The organism is Streptomyces sp. NPDC021749, assembly GCF_040640655.1.
Lineage (GTDB): Bacteria > Actinomycetota > Actinomycetes > Streptomycetales > Streptomycetaceae > Streptomyces.
Genome location: NZ_JBFACE010000002.1, coordinates 81,634 through 107,526 on the forward strand (window position 1 = coordinate 81,634; position 25,893 = coordinate 107,526).

General features: G+C 70.0%; 19 protein-coding genes, 3 pseudogenes and 1 riboswitch. Of the genes and pseudogenes, 11 read left to right on the forward strand and 11 right to left on the reverse strand.

Annotated elements, in window-relative coordinates; genetic code table 11:
• Positions 1–22 precede the first annotated feature (22 nt).
• Positions 23–1,024: a cytochrome d ubiquinol oxidase subunit II gene (gene cydB, locus AB0G35_RS02195; RefSeq protein ID WP_360942284.1), complete on the reverse strand. Its 1,002-nt coding sequence runs from the start codon at positions 1,022–1,024 to the stop codon at positions 23–25.
• A 9-nt stretch (positions 1,025–1,033) separates the two neighbouring features.
• Positions 1,034–2,542, reverse strand: coding sequence for a cytochrome ubiquinol oxidase subunit I (locus AB0G35_RS02200; protein ID WP_360942287.1), 1,509 nt, complete (start codon positions 2,540–2,542; stop codon positions 1,034–1,036).
• Positions 2,543–2,809: 267 nt separating this feature from the next.
• Between AB0G35_RS02200 and AB0G35_RS02205 the strand changes: the two are divergent.
• Positions 2,810–3,069: pseudogene (locus tag AB0G35_RS02205) on the forward strand (cyclophilin-like fold protein); the annotation flags it as partial.
• A 147-nt stretch (positions 3,070–3,216) separates the two neighbouring features.
• On the opposite strand, the gene hisC reads toward AB0G35_RS02205, so the two are convergent.
• Entirely contained in the window at positions 3,217–4,296 is a 1,080-nt protein-coding gene (gene hisC, locus AB0G35_RS02210) for a histidinol-phosphate transaminase (RefSeq protein ID WP_360942290.1), read from the reverse strand.
• Between the two features lie 418 nt (positions 4,297–4,714).
• Between hisC and AB0G35_RS02215 the strand changes: the two genes are divergently transcribed.
• The 3 genes from AB0G35_RS02215 (at position 4,715) to AB0G35_RS02225 (ending at position 8,340) form a co-directional block, all read left to right on the forward strand.
• Complete coding sequence (locus tag AB0G35_RS02215; RefSeq protein ID WP_360942293.1) at positions 4,715–5,815, forward strand: LacI family DNA-binding transcriptional regulator; 1,101 nt, start codon at positions 4,715–4,717, stop codon at positions 5,813–5,815.
• 281 nt (positions 5,816–6,096) lie between these two features.
• The gene (locus tag AB0G35_RS02220) at positions 6,097–7,212 is read left to right on the forward strand and encodes a metallophosphoesterase (RefSeq protein ID WP_360942296.1); all 1,116 of its coding nucleotides are present in this window, start codon (positions 6,097–6,099) and stop codon (positions 7,210–7,212) included.
• Between the two features lie 225 nt (positions 7,213–7,437).
• On the forward strand, positions 7,438–8,340 hold the full coding sequence (locus tag AB0G35_RS02225) for a hypothetical protein (protein ID WP_360942299.1): 903 nt from the start codon (positions 7,438–7,440) through the stop codon (positions 8,338–8,340).
• Positions 8,341–8,486: 146 nt separating this feature from the next.
• On the opposite strand, the gene thiC is transcribed toward AB0G35_RS02225, so the two are convergent.
• Positions 8,487–10,277: a phosphomethylpyrimidine synthase ThiC gene (thiC, locus tag AB0G35_RS02230; protein WP_360942302.1), complete on the reverse strand. Its 1,791-nt coding sequence runs from the start codon at positions 10,275–10,277 to the stop codon at positions 8,487–8,489.
• Positions 10,271–10,427: riboswitch (TPP riboswitch) on the reverse strand. It overlaps the preceding gene by 7 nt.
• Positions 10,428–10,689: 262 nt before the next feature.
• On the opposite strand from thiC, the gene AB0G35_RS02235 reads away from it, so the two are divergent.
• Complete coding sequence (locus AB0G35_RS02235) at positions 10,690–12,303, forward strand: YibE/F family protein (protein WP_360943070.1); 1,614 nt, start codon at positions 10,690–10,692, stop codon at positions 12,301–12,303.
• 758 nt (positions 12,304–13,061) lie between these two features.
• On the opposite strand, the gene AB0G35_RS02240 is transcribed toward AB0G35_RS02235, so the two are convergent.
• The 4 genes from AB0G35_RS02240 to AB0G35_RS02255 form a co-directional block, all read right to left on the reverse strand.
• Positions 13,062–13,484, reverse strand: a complete 423-nt coding sequence (locus tag AB0G35_RS02240; protein WP_360942305.1) for an SsgA family sporulation/cell division regulator — start codon at positions 13,482–13,484, stop codon at positions 13,062–13,064.
• 104 nt (positions 13,485–13,588) lie between these two features.
• A complete protein-coding gene (locus tag AB0G35_RS02245) occupies positions 13,589–14,359 on the reverse strand; it encodes an IclR family transcriptional regulator C-terminal domain-containing protein (protein ID WP_360942308.1) in 771 nt (256 codons plus the stop codon).
• Between the two features lie 904 nt (positions 14,360–15,263).
• Positions 15,264–15,488 (reverse strand): DUF5326 family protein, encoded by a 225-nt coding sequence (locus AB0G35_RS02250; protein ID WP_360942310.1) that lies wholly within the window; start codon positions 15,486–15,488, stop codon positions 15,264–15,266.
• 234 nt (positions 15,489–15,722) lie between these two features.
• Entirely contained in the window at positions 15,723–16,040 is a 318-nt protein-coding gene (locus AB0G35_RS02255; protein ID WP_360942313.1) for a cupin domain-containing protein, read from the reverse strand.
• Between the two features lie 49 nt (positions 16,041–16,089).
• On the opposite strand from AB0G35_RS02255, the gene AB0G35_RS02260 reads away from it, so the two are divergent.
• From AB0G35_RS02260 to AB0G35_RS02280, 5 genes and pseudogenes are all read left to right on the forward strand, one after another.
• Positions 16,090–16,467 (forward strand): phage holin family protein, encoded by a 378-nt coding sequence (locus AB0G35_RS02260; protein ID WP_360942316.1) that lies wholly within the window; start codon positions 16,090–16,092, stop codon positions 16,465–16,467.
• 3 nt (positions 16,468–16,470) lie between these two features.
• Positions 16,471–16,938 (forward strand): annotated as a pseudogene (locus tag AB0G35_RS02265) (low molecular weight protein-tyrosine-phosphatase); the annotation flags it as partial.
• Between the two features lie 158 nt (positions 16,939–17,096).
• Positions 17,097–18,224, forward strand: coding sequence for a cystathionine gamma-lyase (locus tag AB0G35_RS02270; protein ID WP_360942319.1), 1,128 nt, complete (start codon positions 17,097–17,099; stop codon positions 18,222–18,224).
• Positions 18,225–18,645: 421 nt separating this feature from the next.
• Positions 18,646–19,542, forward strand: coding sequence for a LysR family transcriptional regulator (locus AB0G35_RS02275; RefSeq protein ID WP_360942322.1), 897 nt, complete (start codon positions 18,646–18,648; stop codon positions 19,540–19,542).
• 226 nt (positions 19,543–19,768) lie between these two features.
• Positions 19,769–20,248, forward strand: coding sequence for an NUDIX hydrolase (locus tag AB0G35_RS02280; RefSeq protein ID WP_360942324.1), 480 nt, complete (start codon positions 19,769–19,771; stop codon positions 20,246–20,248).
• A 243-nt stretch (positions 20,249–20,491) separates the two neighbouring features.
• On the opposite strand, the gene AB0G35_RS02285 is transcribed toward AB0G35_RS02280, so the two are convergent.
• From AB0G35_RS02285 to AB0G35_RS02295, 3 genes are all read right to left on the reverse strand, one after another.
• On the reverse strand, positions 20,492–21,445 hold the full coding sequence (locus AB0G35_RS02285; protein ID WP_360942327.1) for a pyridoxamine 5'-phosphate oxidase family protein: 954 nt from the start codon (positions 21,443–21,445) through the stop codon (positions 20,492–20,494).
• Between the two features lie 100 nt (positions 21,446–21,545).
• Positions 21,546–23,927 (reverse strand): globin domain-containing protein, encoded by a 2,382-nt coding sequence (locus AB0G35_RS02290; RefSeq protein WP_360942330.1) that lies wholly within the window; start codon positions 23,925–23,927, stop codon positions 21,546–21,548.
• 448 nt (positions 23,928–24,375) lie between these two features.
• The gene (locus tag AB0G35_RS02295; RefSeq protein ID WP_360942333.1) at positions 24,376–25,011 is read right to left on the reverse strand and encodes an HAD-IB family phosphatase; all 636 of its coding nucleotides are present in this window, start codon (positions 25,009–25,011) and stop codon (positions 24,376–24,378) included.
• 289 nt (positions 25,012–25,300) lie between these two features.
• Here AB0G35_RS02295 and AB0G35_RS02300 point away from each other — a divergent pair.
• A pseudogene (locus AB0G35_RS02300) lies at positions 25,301–25,786 on the forward strand (DUF2269 domain-containing protein); the annotation flags it as partial.
• Between the last annotated feature and the right edge of the window lie 107 nt (positions 25,787–25,893).

A 25,893-nucleotide genomic window follows, 5' to 3' on the forward strand; every position in this document is an offset into this window, starting at 1 on the left:
GCCCCGAGGGGCGGCGTATCGGCTAGTGGGATTCGGCGATGTGCTGGGTGCCGATGCGCTTACGGAACACCCAGTACGTCCAGCCCTGGTAGAGCATCACGAGGGGCGCGGCGATCCCCGCACACCAGGTCATGATCTTGAGGGTGTAGGGGCTGGACGAGGCGTTGCTGACCGTGAGGCTCCAGCCCTCGTTCAGCGTGGACGGCATCACGTTCGGGAAGAGCGTGAGGAACAGCATGGCGACCGCCGCCGCGATGGTGAGACCGGAGAAGGCGAACGCCCACCCCTCACGCCCGAGCTTGTTGGCGCCCAGCGCCGCCACCAGCGCAACCACCGCGACGATCATGGCGATCAGGCTGCTGCCGTCGCCCTTGTCGGCCTGGGTCCAGCCCAGGAAGCCGACCGCGAACACGGCGGCGACCAGTCCGAGGACGCCCGCCATCCTGCGCGCCCGCTCCCGGATGTCCCCCACCGTCTTGAGCGAGGCGAACACCGCGCCGTGGAAGGTGAAGAGCGCGAGCGTGACCAGCCCGCCGAGGAGCGCGTACGGATTGAGCAGGTCGAGCAGGCCGCCGACGTACTCCTTGTGCGCGTCGATCTTCACCCCGCGCACGATGTTGCCGAACGCCACGCCCCACAGCACCGCGGGCAGCAGCGAGGTCCAGAAGATCGCGTGCTCCCAGTTGCGCTGCCAGCGCTCCTCGGACCGCTTGGCGCGGTACTCGAAGGCCACGCCGCGCACGATCAGGCAGACCAGGATGAGCAGCAGCGGCAGGTAGAAGCCGGAGAACAGGGTGGCGTACCACTCGGGGAAGGCGGCGAAGGTCGCCCCGCCCGCGCTGAGCAGCCAGACCTCGTTGCCGTCCCAGACCGGGCCGATGGTGTTGATCAGTACCCGCTTCTCGCCGCGGTCGCGAGCGAGGAGCTTGGTGAGGACGCCGATCCCGAAGTCGAATCCTTCGAGGAAGAAGTATCCGATCCAGAGGAAGGCGATGAGAACGAACCAGACGTCGTGGAGTTGCACGGTCGCCTCCTAGTACGAGAAGGCCATCGGCCGGTCGGCGTCGGCGCTGTCCCCGCCGATCTTGGTGGGCGGGTTGAGGTCGTCGTCGGTGAGCTCCGGGGGCCCGGCCTTGACGTACTTCACCAGCAGCTTGACCTCGACCACGGCGAGGATCGCGTAGAGCGTGGTGAAGACGATCATCGAGGTGAGCACCTCGCCCTGGGAGACGCCGGGGGAGACCGCGTCGGAGGTGCGCAGCACGCCGTAGACGACCCAGGGCTGCCGGCCCGTCTCGGTGAAGATCCAGCCCCACGAGTTGGCGATCAGCGGGAAGCCGAGGGTGACGAAGGCGAGCGACCAGTACCACTTGCTGAGGCGGGCGCCGAGCACCCTGTTCTTGGTCAGCGCGAGCTTCGGTGGCTCCTCGTCGCCCGTCCGCAGGCCGGGCGCCAGCCAGAACTTCTTACGGGTGAGCCAGAGCCCGGCGAGCCCGATGGCGAACGACGACATGCCGAAGCCGATCATCCAGCGGAAGCCCCAGTAGGCGACGGGGATGTTGGGCCGGTAGTCGCCGGGGCCGAACTTCTGCTGCTCGGACCTGTTGACGTCGTTGATGCCGGGGACCGGCGAGGAGAAGTCGTCATGGGCCAGGAACGAGAGCAGGCCGGGTATCTCGATGGCCACCTCGTTGTGGCCCTTCTCCACGTCTCCGTAGGCGAAGACCGAGAACGGCGCCGGCGCCTCCTTGTCCCAGAGTGCCTCGGCGGCGGCCATCTTCATCGGCTGCTGCTTGAACATGACCTTGCCGAGCGTGTCACCGCTGACCGCGGTGAGGATGCCCGCGATGACCAGGGTGACCAACCCGAGCCGCAGCGAGGTCCGCATGACCTTGATGTGCTTCTTGCGCATCAGGTGGAAGGCGGAGATACCGACCATGAACGCGGCGCCGGTGAGGAAGGCCGCGGTCAGCGTGTGGAAGACGACGACCAGGGTGGTGTCCTGGGTCAGCACCTTCCAGAAGTCGGTGAGCTCGGCGCGGCCGGTGGTGGCGTTGTACTTGTAGCCGACCGGGTGCTGCATCCAGGAGTTCGCGGCCAGGATGAAGTACGCGGACAGGATCGTGCCTATGGAGACCATCCACATGCAGAAGCAGTGGATCTTCTTGGGGAGCTTGTCCCAGCCGAAGATCCACAGGCCGATGAAGGTCGACTCGAAGAAGAACGCGATCAGCGCCTCGAAGGCCAGCGGGGCACCGAAGACGTCACCGACGAACCGCGAGTAGTCGGACCAGTTCATCCCGAACTGGAACTCCTGCACGATGCCGGTGACGACGCCCATCGCGATGTTGATCAGAAACAGCTTGCCCCAGAACTTCGTGGCCTTGAGGTACTGCTGCTTGCCCGTGCGCACCCATGCGGTCTCAAGCCCGGCCACCAGAGCGGCGAGCGAGATCGTCAGGGGGACGAAGAGGAAGTGGTAGACGGTGGTGATGCCGAATTGCCATCGCGCCAGAGTCTCCGGCGCCAAGGCCAGTTCCATGCCGTGCTCCTTACCTCGCCGTTTGCCAACGGCAATGTCCCTTTTGCGTCACACAAAGCGGTAAATACCGGGACGGGCTTGTGAACGCGTTCACATTCACAAGCAATTATCTCCCATGCCCTTCCACCCTTGGGTAAGGGGGGTACGTGACTGCGGTCACGCTCGAATCCATGGCGTATGAACATTTCCGCCGAGGTTGCGGGCGCCTTTCTCCGAGTGTGGACACGCTCCCCCCTCGACCTTCAACACATTGTTGAATTCATCGCCATGAAGATCCGCATCACCTGGCCCGCCGGGCAATTGACCGCGACCCTCGACGACACCCCGACCGCGGCGGCCCTCATGGCTGCACTGCCGGTCGAGGCCACCGCGCACACCTGGGGCGAGGAGGTCTACTTCGACACCGGGCTCTCACCCGCGCTGGAACCCGACGCCCGCCAGGTCGTCGAGCCCGGCACCGTCGCTTTCTGGCCACCCGGCAACGCCCTCGCGCTCCCCTACGGGCCCACGCCGATCTCAGCGGCGACCCCGTCCGCGTACAGAAGGCGTGAGCGCCCCCGCCAAAAGCCGGAGGCCGCGGGTCGACGGACCCGCGGCCTCGATGCCACGCTCCTGCAGGGCCTTGCAGGGCCTTGCAGGGCCTTCCGGCGTGCCTGCCGGCGCCTTTCAGCGGCTTACAGCGCCTTGCGGAACTCCTCCGCCGCCTGCAGGAAGAGATCCATCGCCGCGGTCTCCCCGATCGTGACCCGGACACCCTCGCCGGCGAACGGCCGCACCACCACACCGGCCCGCTCACAGGCCGCCGCGAAGTCGGTCGTACGGTCCCCCAGCCGGAGCCACACGAAGTTCGCCTGGGTCTCCGGCACCGTCCAGCCCTGCCCGAGCAGCCCGTCGACCACCCGCGCCCGCTCGGCCACCAGCGCGTCCACCCGCTCCAGCAGAGCCTGCTCACTACGCAGCGACGCCACCGCCGCGTCCTGCGCGAGCTGGCTCACCCCGAACGGCACCGCCGTCTTGCGCAGCGCGGCGGCCACCGGCTCGTGCGCCACCGCGAACCCCACCCGCAGCCCCGCCAGGCCGTACGCCTTGGAGAAGGTCCGCAGCACGCAGACGTTGGGACGGTCGCGGTAGAGCTCGATCCCGTCCGGCACCTCGGCGTCGCGGATGAACTCGCGGTACGCCTCGTCCAGCACCACCAGGACATCGCCCGGCACCCGGTCCAGGAACGACTCCAGCTCCGCACGGCGGACGACCGTACCGGTGGGGTTGTTGGGGTTGCAGACGAAGATCAGCCGGGTCCGGTCGGTGACCGCGGCGAGCATCGCGTCGAGGTCGTGCACCTCACCGGAGGTCAGCGGAACCTGCACGGAGGTGGCCCCGGACACCTGGGTGATGATCGGGTACGCCTCGAACGACCGCCAGGCGTAGATCACTTCGTCGCCCGGGCCGGCCGTGGACTGGATCAGCTGCTGGGCCACGCCCACCGACCCGGTGCCGGTCGCGAGGTGCTCCACCGGCACCGAGAAGCGGTCGGCCAGCTCCGCCATCAGGCCGGTGCACGCCATGTCCGGGTAGCGGTTGAAGGACCCCGCGGCGGTCACCGCGCTCTCCAGGACGCCCGGCAGCGGCGGATAGGGGTTCTCGTTGGAGGACAGCTTGTAGGTGACGGGACCATCGGCCGGCGCCGGCCGCCCCGGCTTGTAGGTGGGGATGCCGTCCAGCGCCGTACGCAGCTTCGGGGTCTTCTCGCTCACCGCAGGTCCTCCTCGACCGTCCCGTCCATCTCCAATACTGCACACCTTAAGAGGATTGACCCGTTCGGCGGCAGCCCCGGCCGGAAGCCGGGCGCGCGGCCCACCCTCCCGCACCCGTGCACCAAGATCACCCGGACGGGGCCAGCGTGAGACCTTCGGGGCGCGCCCCACTCGCAGTCGCGCGCCGGTGGCCTGCGCCGTGGCGCGCATCCCTCGTCAAGGTGACTTGAGACCTCTTCGAGACCTGAACCGATCGCCAGGCCGATCCGGAAAATCTCCCCCCAAACAGCCACCTCAACGCCCAACTGCCTTATTTTGCAAGGTATATGATGACCCATCACCTTGCAGAAACGTGCCTTTCCGCCACCGCAGTCAACGCCCCGCGAATGGCCCTATCGAGCCCTACTATCGGCTCGCCATGACAGCAGCAGGGAAGCACCAGGTGAGCCGGGCGACCGGTCGCCGGCTGGGGCGTGCGGGCATCCGCGATGTGGCCGCCGCAGCCGGTGTGTCGATCACGACCGTCTCCGACGCGCTCAACGGCAAGGGCCGGCTCCCGGATGCCACCCGTAGCCACGTCCGCGAGGTGGCCGACCGGCTGGGCTACCGCCCGTCCGCAGCCGCCCGCACCCTCCGTACCGGCAAGTCCGGGCTCCTCGGCCTGACCGTGACCACGTACGGGGATGAACCTTTCACCTTCACCGAGTTCGCGTACTTCGCCGAGATGGCCAGAGCGGCCACCTCCGCGGCCCTGGCCCGCGGCTACGCGCTGGTCATCCTCCCCGCGACCTCCCGGCACGACGTGTGGTCCAACGTCGCCCTGGACGGCACGGTCGTCATCGACCCCGCCGACGGCGATCCGGTCGTGACGGAACTCGTCCGGCACGGCATCCCGGTGGTCTCCGACGGCCGCCCCGGCGGCGCGCTCCCGGTCACCGGATGGGTCGACAACGACCACGAAGCCGCCGTCCTCGGCCTGCTCGACCACCTCGCCGACGCCGGCGCCCGCCGCATCGGCCTGCTCACCGGCACCACCACCGACACCTACACCCGCCTCTCGACCACGGCGTACCTGCGCTGGTGCGAGCGGGTCGGACAGGACCCGGTCTACGAGTCGTACCCGGCCCACGACCCGTGCGCGGGCGCGGTGGCCGCCGACCGGCTGCTGGCCCGCCCGGACCGGCCGGACGCCGTCTACGGCCTCTTCGACCCCAACGGCACCGATCTGCTCGCCGCCGCCCGGCGCTACGGCCTGCGCGTCCCGGAGGACCTGCTGCTGGTCTGCTGCAGCGAGTCCACCGTCTACGCCACGACCGAACCGCCGATCACCACGCTCTCCCTCAAACCGCGCCGGATCGGTACCGCCGTGGTGCAGATCCTCATCGACGCCATCGAGGGGCTCGACACCGGACGCCCCATCGAGCAGGTCATACCGACCGATCTGATCGTGCGCACCTCCTCCCAGCGGCGGTCGACGCGCACGACCATCAGCCCGCCACGAGGACCCGCCGGCGCCTGAACTCGCCGCCGAACCAGAACGAACGGGCGCACCGGACGACGCCGAGGCGCCCGCGTTGACACAGAAAAACCAGGCGATCCCGGGAGAAATCAGCCGCGAATGCCAGGCTCCAGCGGATTGACCACCCCCGGGTGCGTCACAACCCGCGATCGGCATTCCTATGATGGGCGCACGACACCGCGGACCGCCGTCGACCAGGCAAGGTCCGAGAGGTGCACGGCGGCGCAACGGTGGAGGGGTCGATGACTCAGGGGGCCAGTCAGGGACCCATGGTGTGGACCATGGCAGGACAAGCTCCGGCGTCCGTTCCGCCGCCCGGAATGTCCGCCGGTGCGTCCGCAGGGTCTCCCGTGCCGCCGGCCGGCCCGCCGCTCCATGTGCCCGCCGGCACCCCGGTCGCGCCGCCCGCCGCGCCCCCCTCGGTGCCGCCGGCCACGCAGCCGGTCGAGCTGCCCGAGGACTACACCCCGACCGCCCGCGACCTCCCGGTCGTCACCCCGGGCCGCACCGACACGCTCATCGACCGCCCGTCCGTCGCGCCGGTCCCCGACCCGGCCACGAGCTCCGACGCGCCCGGGGGCATGGGCCCGCTCTACGTCGTCGGCGATGTGCACGGCTACTACGACGAGCTGCGCGAGGCGCTGGCCGCCGAGGGCCTGATCGACGCCGACGGCAGTTGGGCCGCCGGCAACGCCCGGCTGTGGTTCCTCGGCGACTTCACCGACCGCGGCCCGGACGGCATCGGCGTGATCGACCTGGTCATGCAGCTGTCCGCGGAGGCCGCTGCGGCCGGCGGCTACTGCAAGGCCCTGATGGGCAACCACGAGCTGCTGCTGCTGGGCGCCAAGCGGTTCGGCGACACCCCTGTGCAGTCCGGCGCCGGCACCGCCTCGTTCCAGGCCGCCTGGCTGCTCAACGGCGGCCAGAAGACCGACATGGACCGCCTGGAGGACCACCACCTGCAGTGGATGGCCCGGCTGGACGCCGTGATGGAGGAGGACGGGCATCTGCTCGTGCACTCCGACACCACCGCCTACCTCGAATACGGCGACTCCATCGAGGCGGTCAACGACACCGTCCACGAGGTCCTCACCCGCAGCGACGCCGACGAAGTCTGGGATCTCTTCCGGAAGTTCACCAAGCGCTTCGCCTTCCGCGACGAGTCCGGCTCGCAGGCCGTACGCGAACTCCTCGACGCCTACGGCGGCGACCGCGTCGTGCACGGCCACAGCCCGATCCCGTACCTCCTGGGCGAGGTCGGCGCGGAGGACGGCGAGGGCGACGGCATCGCGGTCGACGGTCCGCACGTCTACGCCGACGGTCTGGCCATCGCCATGGACGGCGGCATCACGATGGCCGGAAAGCTGCTGGTCGTCCAACTCCCCCTGACTGCCTGAGCGTTACCGGGGCAGGTATCCCCCGGACCGGCAGGACGGTCGGTACGGGCGGGAACGAGGGGAGACACCGGCGGGATCCGGTCGTGCGGTTACTCAATTTCCGCAAACTCTCTGTCACCCCGTACCGGAGTCGCTCTACCATCGGTCTATCCGTAGCAGGCTCTCCTCCGTTTCCGCCCACTGCCCGGCCCACGCCGGCCGTACGGCCCTACGGAGCATCGGGGGATGCACATGAACAGCGCTCCGCACCTGCTGAACGAGGACCGCGCGGAATTCGCGCGGCTCCTTGATGAGGCGCTGCGTACCGCGGAATACCGCCCGGACGACCTCACCGCCGCCACGGGAAACCATCTGAACACCGAGCAGTTGCGCACGATGGCGCTCAGCGCGACCACCGCCATCGCCGCCTGCGCGACGGCCGAATACCAACGCTATGTCCAGCTCCGTGCCGAGCTGCGGGCACCGGCACCGGCCGCGTCCGGCCCGGCGTCCGGCCCCGCGGCGCACGCCGGGGAGCACGGGGAGGACGCCGAAGGGGGACCGGGTTCGGCCACCGATCCGGCCGCGGACGAGGCCGGAAACACCGGTGCCGGGCTGGCGGCGATGATCACCGTGCTCGCCCCGGTCCTCGCCGGTATCGCCGCCGTGCTCTTCCTCGTCATCGGCTACGTCCTGCGCGCGGTCAGCCCGGACAAGTCGCTGGCGCAGCCGCTGATCAGCGTGGGCTGGGTGTTCGCGGCGCTCACCGCGGCCGGCTCCCTGGTCGCGATGACCTGCCTGGTCATCACCGCACTGCGCAACGGCCCGTCCGCCGAGTCCGCCAGAACGGACGAGCTGTACGAGGCCTTGGACGAGGCCCGTGAGGCGTGGCGGCGGGCCCTGCTGGAACGCGGGTTGCTGCCCTTCCTGCGCGAGGCGCTCGCCGACCCCACGGCCGCCCCGGACAACGACCCCGTCCGCTATGTCCCCCGCCGCACCCCGGCCTCCGAGAGCCGCATCCCGACCCTCGGTTACACCCGCCCCGAGTTCTCCAGCCCCGAAACCGGCCCCTCGTCCTCCCGCCCGCGCTACTCCAGCCCGGACTTCACCAGCCCGGACCACGGGGGGCCTGAGGAGGGGGCGGAGTAGGGGTTGGGGGGGTGATGGAGGAGGCCCCGCGGGACGGCCCGCCGGAGGCCCCACGGGGGGGGAGGGCCTGCCGCAGGCCCCACCGGAGGCACCGTCAGGGCCCCGTCGGAAGCACCGACGGAGCCCTTCTCCACACCGTTCGCCGATCAGTCCGCCAACGGCAGGTACACGCGGTTCCCCGCCGCCGCGAACTCCTTCGACTTCTCCAGCATGCCCGCCTCGATCTCCTCGGGGGTCGAGCCGTCGTCACCGCCGAACTGCTCCGTGATGCTCCTGCTGATCTTCATGGAGCAGAACTTCGGCCCGCACATCGAGCAGAAGTGCGCCGTCTTGGCCGGCTCGGCGGGCAGCGTCTCGTCGTGGAAGGCGCGTGCCGTGTCCGGGTCGAGGGCCAGGTTGAACTGGTCCTCCCAGCGGAACTCGAAGCGCGCGTCGGAGAGCGCGTCGTCCCATTCCTGGGCGCCCGGGTGCCCCTTGGCCAGGTCCGCCGCATGGGCCGCGATCTTGTACGTGATCACGCCGGTCTTGACGTCGTCGCGGTCCGGCAGGCCGAGGTGCTCCTTGGGCGTGACGTAGCAGAGCATCGCGGTGCCCCACCAGGCGATCATCGCCGCGCCGATACCGGAGGTGATGTGGTCGTAGGCAGGCGCGATGTCGGTGGTCAGCGGGCCGAGCGTGTAGAACGGGGCCTCCTCGCAGATCTCCTGCTGGAGGTCGATGTTCTCCTTGATCTTGTGCATCGGGACGTGGCCCGGGCCCTCGATCATGGTCTGTACGCCGTGCCGCTTGGCGATGGTGTTCAGCTCGCCGAGCGTCTTCAGCTCCGCGAACTGCGCCTCGTCGTTGGCGTCCGCGATGGAGCCGGGACGCAGGCCGTCACCGAGCGAGTAGGTCACGTCGTACGACGCGAGGATCTCGCAGAGCTCCTCGAAGTGGGTGTAGAGGAACGACTCCTTGTGGTGCGCCAGGCACCACGCGGCCATGATCGAGCCGCCGCGGGAGACGATGCCGGTCTTGCGGCGGGCGGTGAGCGGGACGTACCGGAGCAGCACACCGGCGTGCACCGTCATGTAGTCCACGCCCTGTTCGGCCTGCTCGATGACGGTGTCCTTGTAGATCTCCCAGGTCAGCTCCTCGGCCTTGCCGTCGACCTTCTCCAGCGCCTGGTAGAGCGGGACGGTGCCGATCGGGACGGGGGAGTTGCGCAGCACCCACTCACGGGTGGTGTGGATGTTGCGGCCGGTGGAGAGGTCCATGACCGTGTCGGCGCCCCAGCGCGTCGCCCAGGTCATCTTCTCCACCTCCTCCTCGATGGAGGAAGTGACCGCCGAATTACCGATGTTGGCGTTCACCTTCACCAGGAAGTTCTTGCCGATGATCATCGGCTCGATCTCCGGGTGGTTGACGTTGGCCGGCAGCACCGCCCGACCCGCCGCGATCTCGTCGCGTACGAACTCGGGGCTCACGTTCTCGCGGAGGGCGACGTATTCCATCTCCGCGGTGATCTCGCCACGCCGCGCGTAGGCGAGCTGGGTGACCGCGGCGCCGTTACGGCCGCGGCGCGGCTGGCGCGGGCGGCCGGGGAAGACCGCGTCGAGGTTCTTGAGCCCGCCGCGCGGCGCGGTGTGCTTGAGGCCGTCGTCCTCCGGCCGCATGGGCCGGCCCGCGTACTCCTCGGTGTCGCCGCGGGCGATGATCCAGTTCTCCCGCAGCGGCGCCAGCCCACGGCGGACGTCGGTTTCGATGTTCGGGTCGGTATACGGCCCTGACGTGTCGTAGAGCGTCACGTCCTTGCCGTTGGTGAGGTGCACTCGCCGAACCGGTACCCGCAGGTCCGGGCGCGATCCGGAGACATAGCCCTTGTGCCAGCCGATCTCCTTCGGCTCGCCGCTGGCACCGCTTCCGCTTTCGGGCGTGCGTGCATCCTGCAGAGTCATAAGACCCAACTCCCTACGCCGGCATTACCCGGTAACAGGTTCGGCGGTCGACGCAGCCGTATCCGTCCGCCGGTGTTTCACGTGAAACACCGCTGGGACGAAGGTCAGCGCCCTCTCAGCCCGGTGCTCCGAGCTCCCGCGATTGCAAAGGTGGCACCACGGTAGCGGCCGACGCCGCGGGGTGAACAGGGGGCCCGTCAGAACGGGTGCACAGGGGACTCATCGGAACGGGTACAGAGGGGACTCATCGGAACGGGGCCCCGACAGCGGCCCGACGTCTTGCAATGATCGAGCGGTGAGCACTCACGAGCCCCACCCTCAGCCCGGTCCGCAGTCGGGTCCCCAGTTCGGCCCGCGGTCGGGTCCGCAGTCGCAGTTCGGCCCGCGGTCGGGTCCGCAGTCGCAGTTCGGTGTGCAGTCGCAGTTCGGTGCGCAGTCGGGCCCGCGCGAGCCCGGGCGCGGGGATGATCACGGCCCTGGTCACAGCCACGGCCACAGCCACAGCCACGGGCACGGGCAGGGGCACGGACACAGTCATGGCCATGGACCGGCCGCGCCCGTCTCCCGGCATCTGCGCAAGGTGATCGCGGCGGTGCTGATTCCGTTCGCGGCCGCGGTGGCGGTCGGCCTGGTCGTGCTCTGGCCGGGCGGCGCGCCACCGCACAAACCGTCCGGGGTGGGCTTCGACCAACCCACGGAACGGGCCCGCGTGATCAAAGTGGCGGAGGTGAACTGTGCGGATGTGCATGCCGAACAGCAGCCCCAGCCGCCATCACCTACCGGGGAGCAGCCGACCGGGGGAGCAGCGAAGGGAAGGCCCTGCCAGCAGGCGACGATCAAGGTCACCACGGGCGAGAACGCCGGCCGCACGTTCCAGACGGTGGTGACGCCGGACTCGCTCCGGCACTACTCCACCGGTCAGGACGTCGTGGTGGCGTACTCCCCCAAGGCGCCGAAGGAACTCCAGTACTCGGTCAGCGATGTCGACCGGTCCGTGCCGATGTGGATCCTGGCCGGGATCTTCGCCCTGGCGGTCGTCGTCGTGGGGCGGCTGCGCGGGGTGCTGGCGCTGGTGGCGCTGGCGGCCAGCTTCGTCGTCCTGACTCTGTTCATCCTGCCGGCGATCCTGCAGGGTTCCGATCCGCTGGTGGTGGCGGTGGTAGGGGGCAGCGCCATCATGCTGATCGCGCTGTACATGTGCCACGGCCTGACGGCCCGCACCTCGGTCGCGGTGCTCGGCACACTTGCGTCGCTGCTGCTGATCGGGCTGCTCGGGTCGGTGTTCATCAACTGGGCGCTGCTGACCGGGAATACGGACGACACCACGGGCCTGGTGCACGGCCTCTATCCGAACATCGAGATCCACGGTCTGCTGCTGGCGGGGATCATCATCGGATCGCTGGGCGTGCTCGACGATGTGACGGTCACCCAGACCGCGGCGATCTGGGAGCTGCGCGAGGCGGACCCGTCGGCCGGCTGGCGGAAGCTGTACGGCGCGGCGATGCGGATCGGCCGGGACCACATCGCCTCCGTCGTCAACACCCTCGTACTGGCCTACGCAGGAGCCGCCCTGCCTTTGCTTTTGCTGTTTTCGATCGCACAGAGCAGCGTCGGTACGGTCGCCACGAGCGAGGTGGTCGCCGAGGAAATCGTCCGCACCCTCGTAGGCAGCATCGGCCTGGTCGCCTCGGTACCCCTGACGACGCTCCTGGCCGCCCTGGTCGTCTCAGCGGACCGCAAGAAGCCCGGCACGCGAGGCGGAGGAGCCCGACCAGACATCTCCGGAAGCCAGGGTCCGGCACCCTCACCGGACATCCCGGGGACGCGTGCCGCGACGGCCCGCCCGGACGCCCCCGGGACGCGGGGTGCAGCGGCCCCATCGGACGTCCCCGGGACGCGGGATGCGGATGCGCCACCGGACACCTACGGGACGCAGGGGACTACCGGGGCCTCCGGGCAACCAGGAGCCACCACCCGCGCGCCCTCCGGCCACCGCGGAGGCCGCGGCAGGCGACGCAGGCGGTAAGCCGCCGCCCGGGCTTCGGGGAGGGCGGGGAGGCCAGGAGGGCGGGGAAGCCCGGGGGTGGGAGGGTCGGGCGCCGGGCAGCCCGGGCCGGAGAGTCGGAGCCGGTAGGCCCGGGGGCCCGGGAGGATCGGGAAGTGGACGTCTCGGGGCCCGAGGTCGGGTGGCCCGGAAGCCTGACGATCCGGGGCTACGGGTCCGAGACCCGGGGCGCCGGAGGCCCGGGAGGCCCGGGAGGCCAGGGACGAGGCTGAGGAAGCCGGCCGCGGCGCACCCGTAACGGGGCGACGCGAGTACCTGGAGCCCCGAGGCTCGGAGAGACGACCGGTGCGGGGCAGCGGGATAGCTGCGGCCGGAGCCGCAGCTACACGGCGCGGCGCCAGCGCGGGGCTGGGAGGGTCGGGAGTCGGAGGGGGGCGGGGACGCGGCCAGGGTGGCGCAACTGGGCGGGTACGACGGGGCTGACGGCCAAGCGGATGCGGCCACGGAGCCCCGGAGGCCCGGGAGATCCGAGGTCCGACGGTCCGCGATCCAGGAGGTCCGGGACGCGAGGCACCGGGCGTCTGGAACGCGGAACGCGCGGATCTGAGCCCTTGGGCGCGAGGCGCGGCCAGGCAGGGGGCATCCAGCGGGCGCGGCCGCAGGTGACGACCACGTAGGCGCCGGCCGGCGTCCACCCCAGGTGCGCGCGGCGCTCAGCCGGAACGGCGGCGCTTATCCGGAACGGCGGCGCTTAGCCGGAACGATTGGGCGCGGGCGGGTCAGCCGGCGGGGGCCTCGGTGAGGATTTGGTCCAAGATCGCTTCCAGGGTGTCGCAGACCTCTTCCTTGCCCAGTGGGACGAGCCGGTCCGTACGGTCCAGGAAGGCAACCAGGGGCGCCGCACTGACCCGGAACAGCGCGCGCTCGACGCCCACTTGAAGGCTGATGAAGACGTCGCTGAGGTTCGCGTGCGAGGCCGGTTCGATCCGCACATCACCTTCACCGGACGGCCTACTCAGCCCGTCCAGCAGCAGCTCACGACCGAACGCCCAGGTCACGGGCGCATCGCCGGGCAGGTCGAAGGTGAGACGGACGGCATACGGATCGGCGCTGTCGAAGTCGAGATCCACCGGGATCCGGAACGAAAGCTCCTCGGAGACGACGAAGCTCATGATCACTTCTGCCTGAACTGTGTCGGTCATCAACCACTGCCCCGCACTTGATCGGAGATGGCCGGGAAACATCCCCCATAGCCCTATTGACGCCATCGTCGGCCAGGCGCAGGCAGATCACAAGGAGTGAGTTTTCAGATACTGATAGAGAAGGCGAGTGTCGTTAGTGTCGCCTCCGCCATTTTTCGTAGTCGATCCGTAACGGACCGCAATCGATGCAGTTCTTCCGCTGGCAGGGAGATCGCCAGGGCCGCCACGGCCGCGCCGACTTGGACGGGAATGGCCGCACAGACCGTGCCTAGGGCATATTCCTGGCACTCGTAGGCCGCCTGACCGCGACGCACCGTATCCAGGCGGCGCAGCAGATCGCCCTCCGTGCACAGGGAGAACGGGGTTATGGACTGCAGGGGATAGCGGGCCAGATGCTCCTTCCTCGTTGCGTCGTCAAGCTGGGCGAGCAGACATTGCCCGATCGCGTGGGCGTGTGCGGTGCTGCGGAAGTCGACCCACTCCTCCACCGGCGGCCGTTCCGGATCATCGGTCACCGCCACGACTTCCACTTCACCCTCCCGGTAGACGGCGAAGTAGACGGCGGCCCCCAACTCCCGGCCCGCGAGCGCCAGCGCTTCCGAGATCTGGGTCCGCTGCCGACGCCTGGCCCCGGCCCGGCCGATGGCTTCGGCCGCCTCCCCGACGACGAACACGCCGTTCTCCCGGCGCAGATAGCCCTCGTGGGTCAGGGTCCGCAGCAGGTGGTACGTCGTCGGCAGGGGCAGTCCGGTCTCTCTGGCGAGTTGTTTGGCGGGTGCCCCGTCCTCGTGCGCCCCCACCGCCTCCAGCAACCGGAGCGCCCGCTGCACCGAGCCGATCAGAGTGGGGTGAGAGCCGGATTCGCCATTCGCCATTGCCAACGCCAACCCCCAGGTTCCGCTCGCCACGGGGGCCGGGGCCCCGGTCGCAGGTACCGCTCCCGCGCCCGCGCGCGTCTCCCGTCCCTCCGCGGTGACACCCGTCCCGGCCTCGCCTCATGCAGCGCCTCCCGTACGTCACCCTTCGCACCGCGACATCCGGACGACACCGCCCGGACGACACCGTCCGGCATCACCGTCCAGGCATCCCCGTCCGGGCGTCACCGTTCGAACGCAACATGCGGAACGTCGTCATCCGGAAGACGTCTGCGGTCCGCACTCTAGCTCCGCGTGTCGCGCCGATAGACCGAAAGCCAAGGGAGTTAACCCGCCTGGCCCAGCGACGGACACGAGCGGAAGCCGGCGGGTCAAGGGGAGGTTGATGCGGTCAGGAGGGCAAGAGGCTGAGGGTTGCGTTCATCCGTTGCCTTGCCTGCCCTGGGCACTGCCCTCCTGAGCGCCGCCGCCGTCCCGGCCCGGCCCGGCCCGACCCGAGACCTTCGTCTGGCCCCGGCCTTCGTCTGGACCTCCGCCCGCCCGGACGCCACCGCCGCCCGGGCCCACATCCGTCCGACGTCGCCTCCGACCGTGATCACGTTTCCCGTGACCAGGTTGGTCCGAGGCCCTGTCCCTCCGAAGTCGTGTCCATCCGAGATCACGTTTCTCCGTGGCCACGTTCGCCAAGGGCCATGCCGGCCCGAAGACACCCCCGGCCCGAAGCCACGCCAGGTCCGGAGCCCGCCCGGCCCGAAGAGACCCCCGCCCCGGAACCTGCTCCACCCCGGAACCACCACCGCCCGGAACCACCACCGCTCCGGAACCATGCCAGGTCCGGAGCGGAGTGAAAGCGCGTACGTGGGCCGTCGGCCGCCGTGGTGGCGGCTCGGCGGGGCCCCGTGGTTTACCAGTCGCTCTTCGACGAGGACGAGGACGAGCCGGTGAAACGGCGGACCAGGTAAATGACGCCCGCGATCAGAGCCGCCGCTATGAGGACCTTGAACAGCAGACCGATCAGGAAGTGGAGCGCGGAGGCGATCAGGCCGCCGAAGACCACGATCAGGATGACGGGCACCACAACCCAGGTGACCCACCACGGAAGTCCTGTGAATATCCCCTTACCAGCCACTGCTCTGCCCTGCTTTCTGTCGGTCGCGCTGTCTGTACCGTTGTCCGTACCGCGCTATCTGTCCGGTGCGCTGCGTTGCGCACTGATGGCGCCGTCCGCGGGCCGCGTTCCTGCCGCCTCGCCGCCTCCGGCTCTCCCATCACCCACGATGCTAGGTCGCCGGACACCGCCGTGGGGGCCTCGCAGCCCCGGCTCTACCCTGACTCGTCCCCTACGGGTTCGGGGCCCCGACCCTTAGCTCTCAGGAGGAGAGAAGACCACCATCACCCGCAGATCCTCGCTGATGTGGTGGAACTTGTGGGGTACTCCGGCCGGCACGTAGACGACGCTGCCACGCGCCACCGGCTCCGTGTCCGCCCCGACGGTGATCAGTCCCCGGCCGCTGACGACGAAGTACACCTCGTCCTGGGCGTGCGGCCGCTGCGGATCGGTGCTGCCGGCGTCCAGCGCGTACAGCCCGACCGACATGTTGCGCTCCCGGATGAACTGCAGATAAGCGCCGTCGTTCGCGACCCGCTCTGCCTCCAGTTCCTCCAGCCTGAAAGCCTTCATGCCGTTCGCACCCCTCCGATGGTTCACACTCGTCTGCGACGATCTCACCATGAAGCATTTTCTGGTCAAGACGATCGCCAACGCCGCAGCGCTTGCCGTGGCCATCTGGCTGCTCAAGGACATCACGCTGACCGGCGAGAACACCGGCCGCAAGATACTCACCCTGATCCTCGTGGCGCTGATCTTCGGGCTGGTCAACTTCATCGTGAAGCCCGTCGTGAAGCTGCTGTCCCTCCCCTTGTTCATCCTCACGCTCGGCCTGATCACGCTGGTCGTGAACGCGCTGATGCTGCTGCTGACCTCCTGGCTCGCCGGCAAGGCCGATCTCGCCTTCCATGTGAACGGCTTCTGGACGGCGGTGCTCGGTGGCGTGATCGTCTCGATCGTCTCCTGGGCGATGCACGTGATCCTTCCCGACGAGGACTGACCGTTGGCCGCTCCGTACCGCGTCTGCTTCGTCTGCACCGGCAACATCTGCCGGTCGCCGATGGCGGAGTCCGTCTTCCGTGCCCGGGTCGCGGAAGACGGGCTCGACGGCCTGGTGGAGGTGGACAGTGCGGGCACCGGCGGCTGGCACGAGGGCGACGGCGCCGATCCGCGCACCGTCGCCGTCCTGCGCACGGCCGGCTACCCGACCGCCCACACCGCGCGGCAGTTCCGCGCCTCCTGGTTCGCCCGCCTCGACCGGGTGATCGCCCTCGACTCCGGCCATCTGCGCGAACTCCGCCGGCTGGCTCCCACGCCGCAGGACGCCGCCAAGGTGCGTCTGCTGCGTTCGTACGCGGCGCAAGCCGCCGATCTCGACGTCCCGGACCCGTACTACGGCGGTTTTGAAGGCTTCGAGGAGTGCCTGGAAATGATCGAGGCGGCGAGCGACGGCTTGCTGGCCGAGGTGCGCACCGCGCTCACCGCACGGACGCTCCTCCCGGCACGCGCACCCGAGCCCGACGACCGGCGCCGCGCGCAGATCCCCCCGGAGACGCAGATCCCCCAGGACGCGCAGGTCCCGCACCACCCGCAGGAGGCCCCGTGCTCCCCGCAGGAGAAGGAGAACGCATGACGGGCGACGGCACCCGCGCCGTACGTGCCGGGCTTCCGGAGCCGGAAGCGTTCGAACCGGCGCTTCCCGGGCCGGTGTTCGCGGCCCACTACCACCTCCCCGGCGACGCCTCCGGGCCGTACACATACGGCCGCGACACCAACCCGACCTGGACCCACCTGGAACGCGCCATCGGGGAGTTGGAAGCCCCGGACGGCACCGCGCACACCGTCGCGTTCGCCTCCGGCATGGCGGCGATCAGTGCCGTGCTCTTCTCCCAGCTGCGCTCCGGCGATGCCGTGGTGCTGCCCAGCGACGGCTACCAGCTGCTGCCCGCCGTCCGCACGCGGCTGGAGAGTTACGGCATCGCGGTCCGTACCGCCCCGACCGCACAGGACGCCCAACTCGACGTGCTGGACGGCGCCCGGCTGCTGTGGATCGAGACGCCTTCCAACCCCGGCCTCGACGTCTGTGACGTCCGCCGGCTCGCCGCTGAGGCACATCGGCGCGGCGCCCTGGTCGCGGTCGACAACACCCTCGCCACACCGCTCGGTCAGCGCCCGCTGGACCTCGGGGCGGACTTCTCGGTCGCCAGCGGCACCAAGGCACTGACCGGCCACGGCGACGTCCTGCTCGGCTACGCCAGCACCCGCGACGCCGGGCTGGCCGATGCCGTGCGGCAGTGGCGCAAGACCGTGGGCGCGATCCCCGGCCCCATGGAGAGCTGGCTGGCGCACCGCTCACTGGCGACCCTCGCGCTGCGCGTCCGCCAGCAGTCGGCCGGGGCCCTGGCGCTCGCCGCCGCGCTGGCCGACCGCCCCGAGGTCACCGGCCTGCGCCACCCGGGCCTGCCCACCGACCCGGCCCATCCGCTCGCCGCCCGCCAGATGCGCCCCGGCCACTTCGGCTCTGTGGTGTCCTTCACCCTCCCGGACAAGGCCCACGCGGAACGCTTCCTGTCCGCCCTCACGTTGGTCGACGACGCCACGAGCTTCGGCGGCGTACGCTCCACCGCCGAACGCCGTGCCCGCTGGGGCGGCGACGCCGTGCCCGAGGGCTTCATCCGCTTCTCGGTCGGCATCGAGGACCCGGACGACCTGATCGCGGATGTCCTCCGCGCCTTGGACACGGCCAACGCGGGCTGAGCGGGGAGTGGCGGCCGACGCGGATCGTCTGAGGCCGCGTCCCGGGCCGCCCGGCCACCGGCACCGCCACCGCCACCGCCACCGACACCGGCACCGGCACCGGCACCGAAGCTGACATCGTCCGCGCGTTGGCATCGGCCTCGGCTCCCCCTCGAACACGCCAGCAGCTCGAACGGCCATTTCCCGGGCGCCACATGCGAGGGGCCGGCAGGGTATCCCCCCTCGTCACCCTGCCGGCCGCGGTTGTGTGGTGCGCGCCGCCACGTGTTTCACGTGAAACCGAATGTTCCACGTGAAACCAACCGCTCGAACAAGGCTAGTTGACTGAGCGTCAGTGTCCAATCACGCTAGAGACACAGCCCTATCCGCAATTTTATGGCTGGCTCGCGACCAGGCTTCCGAAGGACGCAGGAGGTACGGGATGGATCTGGCTCTGCTGCGCACCTTCGTCACGGTGCACCGAGCCGGTTCCTTCACCCGCGCCGCGGCGTTACTCGGGCTGTCCCAGCCCGCCGTGACCAGCCAGATACGGGCGCTGGAACGGCAGTTGGGCCGTCCGCTCTTCCTCCGTTACGCCCGTGGTGTCACGCCGACCACCGTCGGCGACGAACTCGCCCACAAAGTGGCACCCCACCTCGACGCGCTCACCGAGATCACCGAGGCCGGGCTCGACCGGGAGTCCGTCACCCGCACCCTGCATCTCGCCGGCCCACCGGAGTTCATGGCCCACCGCGCGCTTCCCGCGCTGGCTCCGCTCATCGCCGAGGGCCTCTCCCTACGCACCGCCTTCGGCTCCGCGGACGAGCTGCTGACCGGGTTGGCGGCCGGCCACCACGATCTGACCGTCACCACCACCCGGCCGCGCGGCGGGCTGCTGACCGCCACCGCGCTGTGCGACGAGGAGCACGTACTGATCGCCGCACCGTCCTGGTCGGCGCAGTTCGGCGGGCCGGCCGTGCTGCAGGCGGGCGGCGTCCGCGTACTGGAATCCGTACCGCTCGTCGACGTCCACGAAAGCCTGCCGCTGATCGCCCGCTACTGGGCCGAGGTCTTCGACGCCGAGCCCGCGGCGTCCGCCGCCGTCATCGCCGCCGATCTCCGCGCGGTGCTGGCGTGTGTGACGGCCGGGGCAGGGCTGGCCGTGCTGCCGCGCTATCTGTGCACCGAGTCGCTCGCGTGCGGCGAGGTCGTGGCGCTGCTGGAGCCTCCTGTGCCCCCGCTGCGCACGTACTTCCTCGCCGTACGGACCGGGACGCTGGGGCTGCCGCATATCGCCCGGTCCCACGAGTGGCTGCTGCGGTCCGCGGTCGACTGGTGACGAGACGCGGTGACCGGATGGGCTGGGGGCGAGCCACGGTGACCGGGTGGGCTGGCGACCAGCAAGCGGAGCTCGGTGGGCTCGCAGCGGGTCGCGGTGGCCGGTTGGCTGACGGCGAGCCGCTGGCTGGTGAATCGGTTGGTCCGGTGACGAGACGCGGTGCCCTGCGGGCTGGTGAGGGAGGGGCAGGGGTTTCACCAGGGCGTGGTTGCGGCATCTGTCGACTATGACCGTACGGCCAGTCGTCAAACGCACCGCCCGCGCGATCCTGCTCGACGGCGAGGACCTGATCCTGATCAAACGCACCAAGCCGGGACGGGCCCCGTACTGGATCACTCCTGGTGGCGGCGTTGAGCCGGAGGACGCCACGGTCGTCGACGCGCTCCATCGGGAGCTGGACGAAGAGCTGGGCGCCAAGATCAAGGACGTGGTCCCGGTCTTCGTCGACACCGTCGAGCACTTCAGCGACGGTGGGGTGGACGGTGTGAAGGTCCAGCACTTCTTCGTCTGCCGGCTCGACTCCATGGACCCCGCCCGTCGGCACGGCCCCGAGATCGACGAGCCGTGCGGGGACTACGAGATCGTGCGGGTGCCGTTCACCCGCGTCGGCATCGCCTCCGTCGAGGTCGTCCCGCTGTCGTTGCGGCACTATCTGGACGGCAACATCGAGGGCGTACGGGCGATGCACGCGCCGGATCTGGGGTGAGATCGGCTTCCGTACGCTGAGCCCTGAGCTGGGCGTGAACCTGGCCTGGCGTGAGCCCTGTCTTGGGCCTGCAGAGCCCTGTTTTGGGATGGGGAAGCCCTGTTCTGGGATTGGCGAGCCCTGTCATGAGCCTGGCGTGAGGTCTGGCTCTTGGGCCGGGGGTGAGCTCTGTTTTGGGTCTGGCGTGAGGCCTGTCTTGAGGGCGCCCAGGTTGTGGCCAGGGGCTGCGGCAGGGGCCGTGACTCAGGCGTCGCGTCGGTCGAACCAGCCGCGGAACTCCGGCTCGTCCTCCGCCGCCCGACGCGGCTGGGCACGCGCCAGCACCCGCTCGACCCGGTCGAGGAACTCCGCGTTCAGCTCCGCCACGAAGTCGTCCCGGTCCGGCACGGCAGCCACCTCGGCATCGGACCGCGAGCCCGCCGCCGAGGCCTGGGAGGGGCCGAGGCCGGGGAGCGCGGTGTCTTCGGGTGCTGAACCGTTTCCGCTACCGTTTCCGTTTCCTCTCCGGGTCACGGCCCGGCTTCCGGTCCCGTACGCCGCTGGCGCCTCGTCCTGCCGGTCCTCATGCAGACCGCCCCGGAGGTGCTCGTTCTTGCGCTCCGGGCGGCGGAAAGGTGCTCGGCTGCTCGCCTCGGCCGCCGCGCCGAAGAAGTCACCGCCCTTCCGCTTGAAGTCGTCGGTGCCCCAGGCCCGGGCCCCGCGCTGCTGTGGCGGGACCTTCTGCAGATGCGGAATGTGCTTGGCGCAGTGGATGTACGCCTCTTCGACCTCGACCATGACCCACAACTGGGCACGCCGTCCGGGAACCGGATCGACCGGCAGACCGGGATAGCCGGCCCGCATCTCCTCGTCCATCACCACCCGGGCCCGGCCGTTGACGTGCAGACCGATGCGGTCCCGGGTGAAGTCGACCATCAGCAGGCCGAGACGGGGGTTCTCCGAAATGTTGCCGATGGACGCCATGACGCCATTGCCCCGGTATTCCGGGTACGCCAGCGTGTGTGCGTCGAGCACCTGCAGGAATCCGGGCGGCCCGGCGCGGAGCGTCGCATCGCATTCGCCGTGCCGGTCGGCCGTGGACAGGAAGAACATCTCCTGCCGTGCGACGAACTCCTGCATACGGGTATTGAGGTGGTCCAGCACCTGGTCCCGGTAGAACCGGTCGGCACGCTCGGTCGTGCCGAGTCTCTGCTGCACCAGGTGCTCACCGTCGCTCCCTGGACGCTCTCCCTGCGGCACGTCCTGCATCCCCCGCGCCTCCCCTGTCGGCCCGTATTCGCCGTGCTCTGCCAAGATCTCAATCCCCTACCGAGACCAGCTCTTCCACCGAGTCGTGCCGTATGCGGTCGGACGGAATGCCGACCCCCACCAAAGCGTCCACACCGCTGCGGATCAAGCCCGGCGGCCCGGAAAGATAGGCGTCGTATTCCCGGAAGGGCCCGTATTGCCGTACCGCATCGGGGAGTTGACCGGTCTCGCTGCTGGTCCCGCCGCGGACCGCGGGCCCGGTGGCGACGACCGGGCGGACCGACAGCCACGGGTGGGTCTGTTCCAGACGCAGCATGGTGTCGAGGTCGTAGAGGTCGTGGTCGCTGCGGGCGCCGTAGAACACCTCGACCGGGCGCCGGATGCCGTGGTCGGCGACGTCCTCGATCAGGGCCTTGATGGGCGCGATGCCGGTGCCGCCGCCGACGCACAGCAGGCCGTTGCGGGTGGTGTGGTCGACGGTCATCGAACCGGCCGGTGAGCCGAGCCGGAGGACGTCGCCGGGGCGGGCGCGGTGGACCATGGCGTTGGAGACCCAGCCGGCCGGAACCGCCTTCACGTGGAAGGAGAGCAGGCCGTCGGAACGCGGCGCCGAGGCGAAGGAGTAGTGCCGCCAGACCCGCGGCCACCAGGGCGTTTCGATGCTGGTGTACTGCCCGGCGAGGAACGGGTACGGCTGGTCGGGGCGGACCGTGACCACCGCGATCTCGGGCGTGCGCAGCTCGTGCGAGACGACCTCGGCCTGCCACCAGGCGGGCGCCACGGCCTCGTCCTCGGCGGCCGCGTCGATCATGATCTGGGAGATCGCGGTGTACGCGCGCACCCACGCGGCCTCGACTTCCGGGCCCCAACTGGTCGTGGCGTAACGGGAGAGCGCGCTGAGCAGGCACTCGCCGACCGCGGGGTAGTGGTCGGGCTGGGTGCCGTACTTGCGGTGGCCGCGGCCGAGGTTCGAGAGGTAGCCGGTGAGTATCTCGGTGTCGTCGACGTGCTTGGCCGCGGTGAGCAGCGCCTTGAACAGCCGGTCGCGCTGGGTGTCCATCGAGGCCGGGAAGAGGGCCCGCAGGTCCGGGTGCTGGACGAAGAGCAGCGCGTAGAAGTACGAGGTGACCTTGTCGGCCACCGGCTCGATCTCCGCCATGGTGCGGCGAATGAGGATCGCATCGGGCGAAGCGGACTCCTCGGACACCGTGGCATCGAGTGCGGCGAGGGAGGGCTGGGGCGCGGGGGGAGCGGGGGGAGCGGCGGGGGTACTGGGTGTGGGGGTGCTGGGGCCGGGGGTACCGGGGGCGGGGGTACCGGGGGCTGGGGCGCTGGGGCCGGACGCCACGGGGTTGGGGTTGGCCGGGCGAGGGGCGTCGGGGCTTGGGGTGGTGCTGTGGGTGGGCGCCGCTGCGGTGTGGCGCAACGCTTCGTGGACGGGCTCGGGCTCGGGCTCGTGGTCACGAGCGGCGCCGCGCTCCCATACGGAGGGGCGGGACGGCGGCTCGGCGGACTGACGTCGGGCGGCCTCTGGAGCCGGCTGACCGGTGGCCTCCGCAGCTGGCTGGCGGCGGGGCGCCGGAGCCGGCCGGCCGGTGGGTCCGGGGGACGACTGGCGGTGGGATTCGGGGGCCGGCTCCGGGAACGGCTGGCGGTGGGTCTCGGGGGCCGACTCAGGGAACGGCTGGCGGTGGGTCTCGGGGGCTGGCTGATGAACCGGCTCGCCATAGGGGCGCGAGGGGTCCACATAAGCACGGGCGGGGTCGCCGTACGGGTGGGCAGGCTCTCCGTACGGGCGAGTGGGGTCGCCGTACTCGGGGCCGGGCTCACCAAACGGGTTGGGCGGCTCGCGGTACGGCTGTGGAGCCTGCGGCGGCTCCGTCCCACGATCGGCTGCGGTGCCTACCGGCCGGATCGGGTTGACCGGCCGGCTGGGTATCCGCTCCCGGTCGTGGGGAGGATGGGGGGAGTTCCAGGCATTCGGGGTGTTCGGGGTACTCGGGGCGCTCGGGGCGCTCGGGGCGCTCGGGGCGCTCGGATTGTTCGGCGCATGACGCCCGCCCTGCAGGCCGCGGTAGTCGCGTTCGCCCCGGCCGTCGGGCTCATCCTGGCCGTTGCCCCTACCCCAGTCCTCGGCCTCGGCTCGGCCACCTCCGTATGAGGCACTCCGGCCCCAACCGTCCTGTTGCCGACCGTCCCGGCGCTGACCGCCCTGATACTGACCATCCTGGCCGCTCTGGCCGTTCTGGCTGCCCTGGCCGTCCACATCCTGGCGGTCCCGGACATTCTGCCGTTGCTGCTGTTCTTGCTGTTCCTGCTGTTCTTGCTGTTCCCCGGAGGACTTCTTCGCCGGCGGAGTGAACCAACCCCAATCGCCGCTGCTGCCGCCAGAAGAGCCGCTATCGGCCGATGTGGTGGTCGGAGCGTCCATGGTCTGCCTCGCCTCGAACGTCTTTCGGTCGTCTTCGCACTTCCGTAGACCGGAACTGCCCGGAATTCCCCCGCCCTGACCGGAATTCTTAATCGACTCAAGCGATTCCGGCAACATCCTCTAAAGCGGACAAATCTCACTTCCCTGCGACAATGCGGAGCAGATGCCGCGTCAGCAGCATGCCATCCCGCTCAGCACAACGGACAAACAGTCGGAAGTCCGGGTGTGACGGGCCACTTCACCGCTAGGCTGATGAGCTTTGCCCGCGTCTTCGCGTACCCACGGAAGCCCTCACCCCCGCCAAGCCGGACTCGACCATACCGGCAGTAGTTGAAACCACAAGCCCTGATCTTGGAACACTCCGCACGCCCCTCCGATATCCGTGATCCTCAGCACAGAGCGCATTTTTCGCGCACACACGGTTGAATCCGCCGCGGACAGCGCGGAATTACCCGCCAGTACGGACCAGCGCGTATGCCTCTCGCAGATCACGCCCCGTGTAGGCAAAAGAGGCCAGGTCACTGACGTGATGGTCGGCATTCACCGCCACGGACCGGGGCACCGCCGCGAACAGTTCGGTGTCCGACATGGAGTCGCCGTACGCCACACAGTCCTCCCGGGTCAGCCCGTACTGCACGCAGAGTTCATCGGCGATCCGCACCTTCGCCGCCGACGAGAGGATGCCGTCCGGATCCACCGGCACCCGGATCGGCACGGCGGGCCAGCGCGAACCGTGGGCCGTGTCGGCTCCCCAGTCCAGCAGCCGCTCGACGAAGAAGCCGGGCGAGAGGGAAATTACCGCACATCGTTCGCCGCGCGCGCGGATATCCGCCCAGACCTCCCGAATTCCGGCGAGCCACGGAGCGCCGTCGAAGGCGGCGGCCACTTGAAGTTCGGTCAGCTCGGCGGCCCATAGATCGCAGGCCAGCTGCGCGAACTGCACCGGTGTCAGCTCCGCCGTGGCGAATCGGCGTTCCAACTCGGCGATCTCCCGATCAAGGCCGAGCTGCCGGGATATCTCCACGGCGGCCGCGGAGCCGTACAGCAACGTCCCGTCCATATCGAACAGATGCAGCGTCCCCATGCCGGGAGCGTAACCACCCCACGATCACGGGGGCAGGGGGCAGGGGGCAGGGGGCAGGGGCGCAGAGGGGGGCGGGGGTCGGCTGCTCACCGGGGCGCGGGCGGGGTCGGCGACGAACTGGGGGCGGGACGAGGACGGCGACCAACTGGGGAGCGGAGAGGAGTGGGACGAGGCAGGGAGTTGCGGCGCCGCGAACCGCCGTTATTGCAGGCCGTACTCAGAGGCGCGTATACGGGGATACTCCCGGCGGCAGATGTACCGCAGGGCCCGGGTCGGGACCGTGGACGGTATGCAGCAGCTCAGCCGGCCCGCCCGCCGGGCCCTCCTCGTGCTTCATGTCGCCGTATCCGTCAGCTGGCTCGGCCTCACGCTCGGGCTGCTGGCGCTCAGCATCACGGGCTGGACCAGTAGCTCCCCCGAGATGGCAGCCGCCGCCTACCGCGCAATGAAGGTCTTCGGTGACTGGCTGATCCTCCCCCTCGCCTTCGGTGCGCTGTTCACGGGCCTGGTGCTGTCGCTGGGCACCCCCTGGGGGCTGGCCCGGCACCGCTGGGTCTACGTCAAGTTCTGGCTGACGCTCGTCACGGTGCTGCTCTCGGTCTTCGCGCTCCGTCCGGGCATCGACCGTCTCGCCGCCGAGGCCGCCACGGGCACTCCGGTCCCCGACATCGGCCTCGTCATCGCACCGGCGGTCGCCTCGGCCACCTGCTTCTTCCTCACTGCGATCTCCGTCCTCAAACCCTGGGGGCCGACCGGCCGCGGACGCCGGCTGCGCGAGGAGCTGCGCGAGGAGCTGCGCGAGGACCGGGCGGCCGGGCCCGCGCCCACCGAATGCCGGGGAACGGCAGGGCGGGCGCGGGCATCAGCTGACGGGCGGCCGGT

Excerpts from the sequence above, each read along its gene's own strand:
- AB0G35_RS02200 (WP_360942287.1), bottom strand. The coding sequence starts at position 2,542 with ATGGAACTGGCCTTGGCGCCGGAGACTCTGGCGCGATGGCAATTCGGC.
- AB0G35_RS02215 (WP_360942293.1), top strand. The coding sequence starts at position 4,715 with ATGACAGCAGCAGGGAAGCACCAGGTGAGCCGGGCGACCGGTCGCCGG.
- AB0G35_RS02220 (WP_360942296.1), top strand. The coding sequence starts at position 6,097 with ATGGCAGGACAAGCTCCGGCGTCCGTTCCGCCGCCCGGAATGTCCGCC.
- AB0G35_RS02225 (WP_360942299.1), top strand. The coding sequence starts at position 7,438 with ATGCACATGAACAGCGCTCCGCACCTGCTGAACGAGGACCGCGCGGAA.
- thiC (WP_360942302.1), bottom strand. The coding sequence starts at position 10,277 with ATGACTCTGCAGGATGCACGCACGCCCGAAAGCGGAAGCGGTGCCAGC.
- AB0G35_RS02240 (WP_360942305.1), bottom strand. The coding sequence starts at position 13,484 with ATGACCGACACAGTTCAGGCAGAAGTGATCATGAGCTTCGTCGTCTCC.
- AB0G35_RS02245 (WP_360942308.1), bottom strand. The coding sequence starts at position 14,359 with ATGGCGAATGGCGAATCCGGCTCTCACCCCACTCTGATCGGCTCGGTG.
- AB0G35_RS02255 (WP_360942313.1), bottom strand. The coding sequence starts at position 16,040 with ATGAAGGCTTTCAGGCTGGAGGAACTGGAGGCAGAGCGGGTCGCGAAC.
- AB0G35_RS02260 (WP_360942316.1), top strand. The coding sequence starts at position 16,090 with ATGAAGCATTTTCTGGTCAAGACGATCGCCAACGCCGCAGCGCTTGCC.
- AB0G35_RS02270 (WP_360942319.1), top strand. The coding sequence starts at position 17,097 with ATGACGGGCGACGGCACCCGCGCCGTACGTGCCGGGCTTCCGGAGCCG.
- AB0G35_RS02275 (WP_360942322.1), top strand. The coding sequence starts at position 18,646 with ATGGATCTGGCTCTGCTGCGCACCTTCGTCACGGTGCACCGAGCCGGT.
- AB0G35_RS02280 (WP_360942324.1), top strand. The coding sequence starts at position 19,769 with ATGACCGTACGGCCAGTCGTCAAACGCACCGCCCGCGCGATCCTGCTC.
- AB0G35_RS02290 (WP_360942330.1), bottom strand. The coding sequence starts at position 23,927 with ATGGACGCTCCGACCACCACATCGGCCGATAGCGGCTCTTCTGGCGGC.
- AB0G35_RS02295 (WP_360942333.1), bottom strand. The coding sequence starts at position 25,011 with ATGGGGACGCTGCATCTGTTCGATATGGACGGGACGTTGCTGTACGGC.